The sequence below is a fragment of the Desulfobotulus alkaliphilus genome, assembly GCF_007830435.1.
In the GTDB taxonomy this organism is placed as follows: Bacteria; Desulfobacterota; Desulfobacteria; order Desulfobacterales; family ASO4-4; genus Desulfobotulus; species Desulfobotulus alkaliphilus.
The window spans coordinates 14887-24831 of record NZ_VLLC01000006.1; the positions used below are offsets into that span (position 1 = coordinate 14887).

Sequence of the window (9945 nt, forward strand, 5' to 3'; positions counted from 1 at the left end):
TATTTCCGAGTAATTATTCAGCACAGTTTATTCCAAACTCACAATGCTGCAAGGCTCCGTGGCTATTTGCAAGTGACATTGCAATCGTTTCGGATCAGAGCTTTGCAGGCCTGTGCGAAAGAAGCGGCAAACTGTCTGAGCCGCCACAAAGGCAGCGTGCTTAAGCCTGCCATGGTAATCAAAAAGCTTATCCTGCCTGTGGCGGGGAGTTTTTGCCGCTTCCGCACAGGGCAAGAAGCTCCCGAATAAGATTGCGTCACAGGCAAATAGCCTGGGGCCTGTGCATCTGTCTTGCAGTCAAGGTACTTTGAAAACTGTGCTGAACCGTTACATTTCCGATTGATTGATTGAGCACAGGCACAGATTCGTCAGCCCCTCCTATGCGGCACCCGGCATCAGCAGGGACAGTACGTTCTCCCGGTTTGCCCGGCCCTGAATCTGGGCAAAAAGACTGGCATTGGTAAGATTTTTGATCCGGTTCATGTTCATGGATTCTTCGGCAATATCCACATCCCTGATGGAAGATTCCGCAGCAGAGGTCTGCACACGACTGGTGGCAATGCTCCTGATGCTGCTTTCCAGCTGATTATGGGCCGACCCCAGACGGGTCCGGTTGGCATTGACCTGCCCCAGTGCCGCATCCACAATGCCCAGAGCCGCCCCAATACCTTCTTCGCTGGTCACATCAATATCCGCAACCGTTCCCAGATCCGGATCTCCCAGACGGCCGGAATTGACGGCAGAGATGGAAAAGTTTAGGGTCTGGCCCGGCAGGTTTCCTATCTGGAAACTTTTATCCGTAAAGGTTCCGGAAAGGAGGGGCTGATTGTTGAAACGGGTGTTAACTGCAATGTCATCCATGGCAGCCACGGCCTTTGAAATATCCGCCTGAATGGCAGCCCGGCTTTCGGGAGACTGACTGGCATTGGCCGCCTGCAGCACCTTTTCCCGGATACCGTGGAGGGTTGCAGATACACCGGTCAAACCGCCGTCTGCCACCTGGGCAATGCTGATGGCATCGCTGGCATTGCGCATGGCCTGCCCGAACCCCCTTGACTGGGAAGAAAGGCCATTGGCAATGGTCATACCGGATGCATTGTCCGCTGCCTTCTGGATCTGCAGACCGGAGCCCGTTCGTGAAATGGACGCACCCAGCCCCTGCTGCAGACGGGAAAGCTGGTTTGCCCCTAACATACCTCTTATGTCTGTGTTGAAACGGAGGGTCATGGCGGACCTCCTTTTTTAAAGAAAGCTATCGGTGTCATACAAAGACAAAGCTTCACTTAAAATATTATAAACCTTGGATTTTTAATGTCAATTCTTTCTATTCATATCATAACGGAGAAGACAGATTCATGACAAAAATTTTTGAAAAAGCACCCATCCCCAACCGCTGGCTTGTGGTTGCAGGCTCCCTTCTCATGCAGCTCAGTCTGGGGGCCATTTACACATGGAGCCTTTTCAACCAGCCCCTTGTGGAAACCTTTGGCTGGTCTGCGGGAGATACGGTATTCACCTTCTCCCTGACACTGGCATTTTTTTCTCTGGCCGTGATCGTTGCCGGAAGAATACAGGACAAAACAGGCCCCCGCATCGTTGCCATCGCAGGGGGCATCCTCACGGGCCTTGGGGTATCCATGGCCAGCTTTGCCACAAACATCTATTTTCTTTATTTAAGCTATGGCGTGATTGCGGGCATCGGTATCGGAGCCGCCTATGTTACACCCCTTGCCACCTGCTCCAAGTGGTTTCCTGAAAAAAGGGGGCTGATTACAGGACTCATCCTTGCCGCTTTGGGTCTGGGGGGCATGCTGTTCAAGCCTGTCATTCTTTTTTTCATAGAAAACTACGGCGTATCCAAAGCCTTTCTCTATCTGGGGCTTATTTATGGCAGCCTTATCGTTGCTGGTGCCATGGCTCTGGTGGTTCCCCCCAGAGGCTACCAGCCGCCCGGCTGGCATCCGCCTGCCCCTGAAACAGGAAAAACGGTCAACCGGGAAATCCCCCCCCTGCAGGCCATGGCCACGCCCCAGTTCTACATGCTTGTGGTCTGGATGTTTTTCGGAGTATCCGCGGGACTGATGATCATCAGCGTTGCCGCCAGTATCGGCACGGAAATGGTGGGGCTCAGCCTTGGGGCCGCAGGAAACGCCGTTGTGACCATTTCCCTTTTCAATGCCTTTGGCCGTCTGGGATGGGGATGGATTTCCGACAGGCTGGGCAGAAAATTTTCCATGCTGGGAATTTTCATCCTCCTCAGCGCCGCCATGTTCTATATGGCCCTCATCCCCATGAACTATGCGGGTTTTCTCATGGCAACCTGTGCCGTTGGCTTCAGTTTCGGTGGCCTTGCAGCCATGCTGCCCACCATCACGGCAGAATGGTTCGGCCTTAAACATGTGGGGAACAACTATGGTGCCATCTTTATCTTCTATGGCCTTGCCGCCCTCACCGCCCCAAGGCTCGCCATTGCCATCGGCTTTGAAAAGGCCCTTCTGGTTGCAGGCTTTGCCTGCCTCGGATGTATCATCACGGCAGTTTTTGCCAAAGCGCCGGAATAGAAAAAAGAGGCCACTGAAACAATCTCCAGGGAAGATGACACGGACACTGAAAAAAGGCATCTTCCCTCTCTGCATAAAATTCCCTTTATCCACCCTGAGCTGAATATCCTTCAATATTAAAAATTTCTCAGAAAAAAGATGGACACAGGCCCTTTCCCTGAGTTATTATAAATTAATCATATCTATAAACTATGTTTTTTACACGCCAAAAGCTCCGCAGCCAGACATTAAGAAAAATACAAACCAACGGATCAGAGTTTTTTTCTTAACGCCCTTTCTGGAGTAAGAGATAAAAGTACTAAAGAGTTCAAAGCGCACTCGACAAACCATCTCGTTTTCAATCCCCATCAAAGGGAACTGGGGTTTTATCTATGTCGATTAGGAAATGAACTTAATTAGTATATCGGTACTTTTTTCACACCCGGTCCCTCACTATACAAACTACCAAGATAAGATCCTGTTTTAAAAATATTTTTAAATAAAAATCTGTAAATGGAGGATATGCTGACCATGATCCGTCTTCAAAAAATGACCATCGGACAGAAACTGATAGGCGCAGTTCTCGCAATCATAACAGCAGGTATTTTTTGCATGGCTACGGTCATTTATATCAGGGCAGGCAACATGCAGACAGCCGCTGCGGTGGAATATGCGGAGGCTCTCGCAGACGGATACGCCAAAGACACAGCGGCGCAGTTTGAAGAGGGCATGCTTGCTGCCCGCACCATGGCCCAGATCATGGAAGGGTTTGAAAATCTGAAAAAAGAGGAAAGGCGTGGTCATTTTAACAGCATCCTCAAAAGGGTACTTGAAGCCAATCCCGGTTTTACAGGGGCCTGGACCGTATGGGAGCCGGACGCACTGGATGGACAGGATCATCTGCACCGTAACAAGGAAGGTACGGATGCCAGCGGAAGGTTCATACCTTTCTGGAACCGTGGCAGCGGCAGGATCGCCGTAGAAGCCCTGGTGGGATACAACAGCCCCGGTGACGGAGACTACTACCAGATTCCTCTGAGAACAGGCAAAGAATCCATCATCGACCCCTACTTTTATAATGTCGGCGGTACAGAAATCTGGCTCACAAGCTTTGCCGTTCCCATTAAAAAGGCTGGAACTGTGGTGGGTGTGGTCGGCATAGACATGGCTATCAATCACCTTCAGTCACAGGTTGAAAAAATCCGGCCCTACGGCACAGGCGTTGCGGCCATATTTGCCAACGGCGGGACGGTAGCCGCCCACTTTGATCCTTCCAGACTCGGCAGGCAGATGCGTGACAGTGAACGGGATATGACAGGAGACAGGGTGAATGATTTTGCCGATGCCGTACAAAGCGGCAGGCAGTATACCTTTACGGTATATGCAGAACAGATGGGTACGGATATTTATGTTCTGGCCCAACCTTTTTCCATTGGCAGATCCACAACACCATGGTCCTTTGCCGTGGGAATACCCATGAATCAGGTGCTGGCTCCCGTAAAAAGCCTTCTTTATTATATTGTTGTCACGGGTCTTGCCGTCATCGCCATTGCAGCCTTTGCAGTCATACTTTTTTCAGGCTCCATCACAGGTCCCATCCGCAGAGTGGCTGACAACCTCAAAGAAATTTCCGAAGGAGAGGGAGATCTTACCAAACGTCTGCCTGTGAAGGGAGGTGACGAAATTGCAGTGCTAAGCACCCGCTTCAACACCTTCATGGAAAAGCTCCAGGCCATGGTTCGTCAAATCCAGAAAAATGCGATCAGCCTGGAACAATCTTCTTCCGGCCTTAACGCCATTGCAGCGAACATGGCCAGCGAAACCGAAGGTACAGCAATGAATGCAGGTCGTGTTGCCGCAGCCAGCCAGGAAATGAGTACCAGCATCCATGCCGTGGCCTCGGCCATGGAAGAGGCCAGCACGAATATCAATATGGTAGCCACAGCCACAGAACAAATGACATCAACCATCACAGAAATCGCAGGGCATACTGAAATGGCAAGGAATATTTCAGAAAAAGCCGTCACTACAGGCAGAGCGGCTTCGGAACGCATGCAGGCCCTTGAGCATGCTGCCCGACAGATTTCCACGGTTACGGAAACCATAACGGAAATTTCTGAGCAGACCAATCTCCTTGCCCTCAATGCCACCATTGAAGCTGCCCGGGCAGGGGAGGCAGGAAAGGGTTTTGCCGTTGTGGCGGGGGAAATCAAAGAGCTGTCACGCCAGACCAGCCATGCTACCCGGGAAATACGGACCAGCATAGAAGGGATTCAGGGACTGACCAGAGAAACCATAGATACCATCTCAGAGGTTGTCAGTGTGATCGGTGAGATATCCGAAGTCAATGCCACCATTGCCACTGCCGTGGAGGAACAGAGCGTTGCCACAAAGGAAATCGCCGGTAACATCTCCCAGGCCTCTGCAGGGGCACAGGAAGTCAATGCCAATGTAAGCCAGCTGTCCACGGTTTCTTCTGATATTTCAAGGGACATTTCAGGTGTAAATGAAAAAACCGTTAACCTGAAAAAAGAAGGCGATGAAGTAACGGGCAGTGCCAGCGAACTTGCCCGCCTCGGATCGGAACTGAGTCATCTTGTGGTACGTTTCCGGGTATAGGGACTGCCTGTTTCAAAATCTCAGTGTCAGCATGGGCAGGAAAACAGCTTTTCATCCATAAAGGAGGCCGATTATGAAAATGAAACGAATCATGCTTGCAGCCTTATTTTTAATTCAACCTTTTTTCTTAACCACTGCTTTTGCTGAAAGGGTTGTGGTATACGGCCTTGATGCCATGCCCCTTTGCGGAGTTGTGGATGGAAAACCCGCGGGTATAACAGTGGAAATTCTTCAGGAGGCCACCCTGTACGGAGCCCCTGAATTTAAATTTGTCATGGATGTCCCCTGGCTGAGGGCACAGATGATGGTACAGAATCCGGGTAATGAGCTTAATGCCATTATCCCCTTCTCACGCTCTCCGCAACGGGAGGATACATTCAAGTGGCTTGGAGAACTCATCCAGACCCAGTTCCGGCTGTATTCCTTTAACAGGGCAACCCCCGTACTTACAGCCGGAGAGGCCGCAGGTATACCCGTGGGTGTTGTACGGGGCCATGCGATCATCCCTCTGCTCCAGGAACTGGGTATTAACAAACTGGATGAAGCCCCAAATGCAGAAATCAACGCAAAAAAGCTTCAGCACAAACGATTTGACACCATTGCAGAATCTGATTTCATTGCCTTCCATAACTGGCGTAAAATCGGTGAAGATACGAGCCTGCTGCAGGAAGGCCTTGCCATAGGTGAGATTACCCGTGTGTACATAGCAGCAGGTCTCCATTTCCCGGATGCTACGGCCAAAAAAATTGCAGATGCACTTAATAAAATGGAAAAAGACGGAAAACTACAGGAAATACTGAACCGGTGGCGGTAAAGACTTGTGAAGAGAAGTCCTGGAAAAGTCATTCGTTTATCATTTGAAAATTTTAAAAGCACCCACCAGACAGCCGGAGACAATGGGTGAAATTGCCCTTCAGATGCTGGTGGCTGATCACAATGAGAATCCCCTCCTGCTGCCTTCTGCGCAGCAGGACAAGCAGGGCATCCGCCGTGTCCGCATCCAGACCTTCAAAGGGTTCATCCAGAATAAGCACAGGGGTTTCCATGAGAAGGAGCCGGGCAAGGGCCAGGCGCCGTGCCTGACCTCCGGAAACCCCTGTCCCGTAATCCCCGATCACCGTATCCAGCCCTTCGGGAAGCTCCCTTGCCCAGTCGCCCAAAGCCACATCATCCAGCAGGTCCATCAGGGTATCATCCCCGGCAAGGGGGCGGGCAAGGCGAAGGTTTTCCCCAAGGGTCATGGGAAAAAGATGCACATCCTGATCCAGAAGCCCCACATGGCGGCGCAGACAGCTTTCCTCCACATCGGCCATGGCGGTTCCGTTCACCCGGACCTCCCCTTGTTCCGGAGGCAGCCAGCCCGCCATCACCGCAGCAAGGGTGGACTTGCCACAGCCCGAAGGCCCTTCTATCCAGAGGCTGTCGCCCCTATGCAGGGTCAGTGAAACCCCCTGCGGTCCCGTTGCCGCATTTTTCTGACGGGCACTTACATTTTCAAGGCAGAGGCATAGCTTTTCCGGCAGCAAGGTCACTCCCCCCCTTCTTTCCCTACCGTCTGCCACGGAAGCAGTAATCCTGTCTCTGGCTTCACGGGTGAAGCCCAGTGCCTGAAAGGTTGCAGATAAGGGCAGAAACACTTCCGAAAGTCCCAGCATCACACAGGCAATCCCCACCAGCACGGCCGCAGAAAAATGCCCGGCCTCAACGGCCCTGCCCCCGTGAAACACCACCATCCAGAGGGCTGCGGAAAGGGCCAGCAGAATAAAAATCTGGCCGAGAAGACCCAGCCCCTGCATACGCCACTGGTTCCGGTGGATTTCCTGATCCATGGCTTCCAGAGCCTTGCGTCTGGCCGTAAAAGCCCCTGTGGTACGCAGGGTAATGAGGCCTGCCAGGGTCTCAAGGAGAAACTGCCTGCGTTTTCCTTCCTTTCGGGTATGGAAACGGGTGCAGCGAAGAAGGGGCTGCAGGATGAAAAGGGGCAAAAAGCCCCATACGGCAAGGATAAAAAGAAGAAAAATCACTGCAAGGACAGAATCAAGCCAGAGCAGTACAGCGAGAAAAACAGCGGAAAGCCCCGTAGCCCATACCCATGGAGAAAGCCCCCGCAGGGTCCACTGATCCAGCCGGTCCAGATCCGCCAGCATGCGCTGCATGAGTTCTCCGCTGCCAAAACCTGCCATGGAAAACCGGCTGATACCCGAAAGGCCGTCAAAAAGTCCGGTTCGCAGATGCTGCAAAAGGCGCAGCACCCCGTCATGGGAAACAATGCGCTCTCCGTACAGGGCAAGGGTCCGGGTAATGGCCAGAAGACGAATCAGGGCGGCTGGCTGCAGGTAATTAAAACTGTGCAGGGTGGCAAGGGAAAGGGCCGCCACACCTGCTGCTGTGATAAACCAGCCCGACACCGCCAGAAGCAGCACAGCCGCCCCCAGCCCCAGCACTCCCAGACCCAGCCCGGCAAAACCCGTCGCTCCCTGAAGAAAAAAAAGACCCGGCAAAGTCAAAGGCCTTTTACGGAAAAAATTACCATGCTGATGGACCTGATTCTTTTTCTTTTCCGGTTTTTCCATGGAATTCTGTTTCCTTACAAATAATAATCTGATGCGCAGGCTGAGTCTGCCACTGTCTGCCGGTCCGGTGACTATCAGGTCATGATGCGGGCGGGCATTTTACTGTGGGCAGCCTTGAAGACCTGCCTCTGGAGACTTTTCAACAGGGAATGTTCATAAGTTTTAAAATCCATCCCTTCGGCAAAAGCAGCCCGCCCCAACCCTTTCCAGATATGCCCATTTTATGGACAGGTTTTGAACATATCATAAAACCAGGGCAAGAGGGCAGGGGCAAACCTGATCTTCCAACGGCTTTTGAACGCTTTTTAAACAGGCTTTTTTAAAAGATGTTCAAAAAATCTTAATTTATCATCACATATGCCTGCGCACCAGTGGGCAGACGGCATCTAAAAAAAACCTTGCCTGCCCTTGTAAGGCTCCTGTATCGTAAAGAACCAATCCAGCTGTCACCCAGAAAAAAACATGAACCCGCACAAAGGAGAAAACGCATGCCATCCGTTGATTCCATGATCGTTGAAGTTCAAAGCTTTCTGGCCCTTTACGGTCTACGGGTGCTTGCCGCCCTGGCCATCTTCATCATCGGTCGCATGGTTGCAAAGTCCATCCGAAAAATGCTGAAGGCTGCCATGGACCGCTCCCATATTGATCCGACACTTTCCGGATTTTTCACAAGCGTTGTTTATTTCGGTATCCTGACCTTTGTGATCATCGCAGCCCTTGGAAAGCTGGGCGTACAGACCACCTCCTTCATCGCCATCCTCGGTGCCGCCGGTCTGGCCGTCGGTCTGGCCCTGCAGGGCTCCCTTTCCAACTTTGCCGCCGGGGTGCTCATGATCATTTTCCGCCACTTCCGGGTCGGTGATTATATCGAAGGCGGCGGTACCGCTGGCACCGTCAGGGATATCGGCATTTTCACAACGGAGCTCACCACACCGGACAACAAAAAGGTGATTGTGCCCAATGCAAAGCTCACGGGAGACAATATTGTCAACTATTCCGCCACCGGAACCCGGCGGGTGGACATGGTTTTCGGTGTCAGTTACGGCGACGACATCGATAAGGTCAAAGGGGTGATTGCCGAGGTTCTCAACGGGGAAAGCCGCATACTGGAAGAGCCCAAACCCCTCATTGCCCTTTCTTCCTTAGGCGACAGCAGCGTCAACTTTTTTGTCCGGCCATGGGTCAAAAGCGGCGACTACTGGCCCGTGCTTTTTGACCTGAATGAAAAAATGAAAAAACGCTTTGATGCGGAAGGCATCTCCATTCCCTTTCCCCAGCAGGATGTGTATCTGCATAAAATTGAGCGCTGATTCCTTTGAAAACCCATAGCAGGTGCTGAAAGACAGGGCCATGAAAGCCTTCACCAGGACAGGCCCTGTACCTGCCCTGTCATCAGGGGTGAACCAAAAACATGAAAACAAAAAATAACATCAGCAATGACAGCTTTAAAGCCGTTAATGACCTTAAAGACTTTAAAAAAGAAGAGCTGATTCCCCGCAAAGGCAATTTTAAAAAGCTGATTACCTAAAAAAAAGCCGAAGCAATATATGATATAACCTATTACTTTTGCACAATTTTTCTAAAGCGCGCAGACCGCACCACAGACCAGATGGTGCAGGCAGCCCGTTCCGGAAAACAGAATATCGTGGAAGGCTCTGCAGCTTCCGCCACATCCGGGGAAATGGAAATCAAGCTCATCAATGTTGCCAAAGCAAGCCTTCAGGAGCTGCTCATGGACTATGAGGATTTTCTGAGAACCCGCGGGCACCGGCAATGGGAAGACGATTCCGTGAAGCTGGCAGCCATGCGAAGGCTGGGACGCAACCACAACGACAGTGCCTTTTTCATGCAGATGGTAAAAAACAAGGCCGCCCGAAACCATTGCCAACATGGCCATTGTACTCATCAAACAGAACGACGACCTGCTTTTCAGGCAGCTCAAAGCCCTTGAGGAAGCCTTTCTGAAGGAAGGTGGTATGCGGGAGAGGATGACACGCATGCGGCTGGAAGCCCGTCGTAATGGAGGGGGCTGGTCTAAGACAGGAGATGCGCATTTAAAATGAAAAGGGGCGGGTTTTACGGTGTGCCGGGCCTGCCCCCTTTTTTTTTACTGCTAAGGTCCTTAAGGTCCTTAAAGACCCTAAAGACCTTAAAAAAACTCACCCTGCCCCCTCTCCAGGGGGCAGATGGATAAAATAATCAATAATTACAAA

The 9945-nt window shown here is 51.5% G+C and carries 8 protein-coding genes; 6 read left to right on the forward strand and 2 right to left on the reverse strand.

The annotated features are described in order from the left end of the window. Nucleotides 1-378 precede the first annotated feature (378 nt). The gene (locus tag LZ24_RS05140) at nt 379-1227 is read right to left on the reverse strand and encodes a flagellin (RefSeq protein ID WP_144683044.1); all 849 of its coding nucleotides are present in this window, start codon (nt 1225-1227) and stop codon (nt 379-381) included. Nucleotides 1228-1355: 128 nt separating this feature from the next. Here LZ24_RS05140 and LZ24_RS05145 point away from each other — a divergent pair, with 128 nt between their 5' ends. The 3 genes from LZ24_RS05145 to LZ24_RS05155 all read left to right on the forward strand — a co-directional run bounded on the left by LZ24_RS05145 (nt 1356) and on the right by LZ24_RS05155 (nt 5973). Then, entirely contained in the window at nt 1356-2561 is a 1206-nt protein-coding gene (locus LZ24_RS05145) for an L-lactate MFS transporter (RefSeq protein ID WP_144683046.1), read from the forward strand. Between the two features lie 501 nt (nt 2562-3062). Further along, nucleotides 3063-5159, forward strand: coding sequence for a methyl-accepting chemotaxis protein (locus LZ24_RS05150; protein ID WP_222427538.1), 2097 nt, complete (start codon nt 3063-3065; stop codon nt 5157-5159). Between the two features lie 73 nt (nt 5160-5232). Beyond that, entirely contained in the window at nt 5233-5973 is a 741-nt protein-coding gene (locus tag LZ24_RS05155) for a substrate-binding periplasmic protein (RefSeq protein ID WP_144683050.1), read from the forward strand. A 52-nt stretch (nt 5974-6025) separates the two neighbouring features. Here LZ24_RS05155 and cydC read toward each other — a convergent pair whose 3' ends face one another. Beyond that, nucleotides 6026-7732 (reverse strand): thiol reductant ABC exporter subunit CydC, encoded by a 1707-nt coding sequence (cydC, locus tag LZ24_RS05160; protein WP_144683052.1) that lies wholly within the window; start codon nt 7730-7732, stop codon nt 6026-6028. Nucleotides 7733-8220: 488 nt separating this feature from the next. Between cydC and LZ24_RS05165 the strand changes: the two genes are divergently transcribed. From LZ24_RS05165 to LZ24_RS18040, 3 genes are all read left to right on the forward strand, one after another. After that, nucleotides 8221-9042, forward strand: coding sequence for a mechanosensitive ion channel family protein (locus tag LZ24_RS05165; RefSeq protein WP_144683054.1), 822 nt, complete (start codon nt 8221-8223; stop codon nt 9040-9042). Between the two features lie 242 nt (nt 9043-9284). Next, nucleotides 9285-9683: a four helix bundle protein gene (locus LZ24_RS17530; RefSeq protein ID WP_407923300.1), complete on the forward strand. Its 399-nt coding sequence runs from the start codon at nt 9285-9287 to the stop codon at nt 9681-9683. Continuing rightward, nucleotides 9622-9795 (forward strand): four helix bundle suffix domain-containing protein, encoded by a 174-nt coding sequence (locus LZ24_RS18040; RefSeq protein WP_222427539.1) that lies wholly within the window; start codon nt 9622-9624, stop codon nt 9793-9795. Before LZ24_RS17530 ends, LZ24_RS18040 begins: the two co-directional genes overlap by 62 nt. Nucleotides 9796-9945 lie beyond the last annotated feature (150 nt).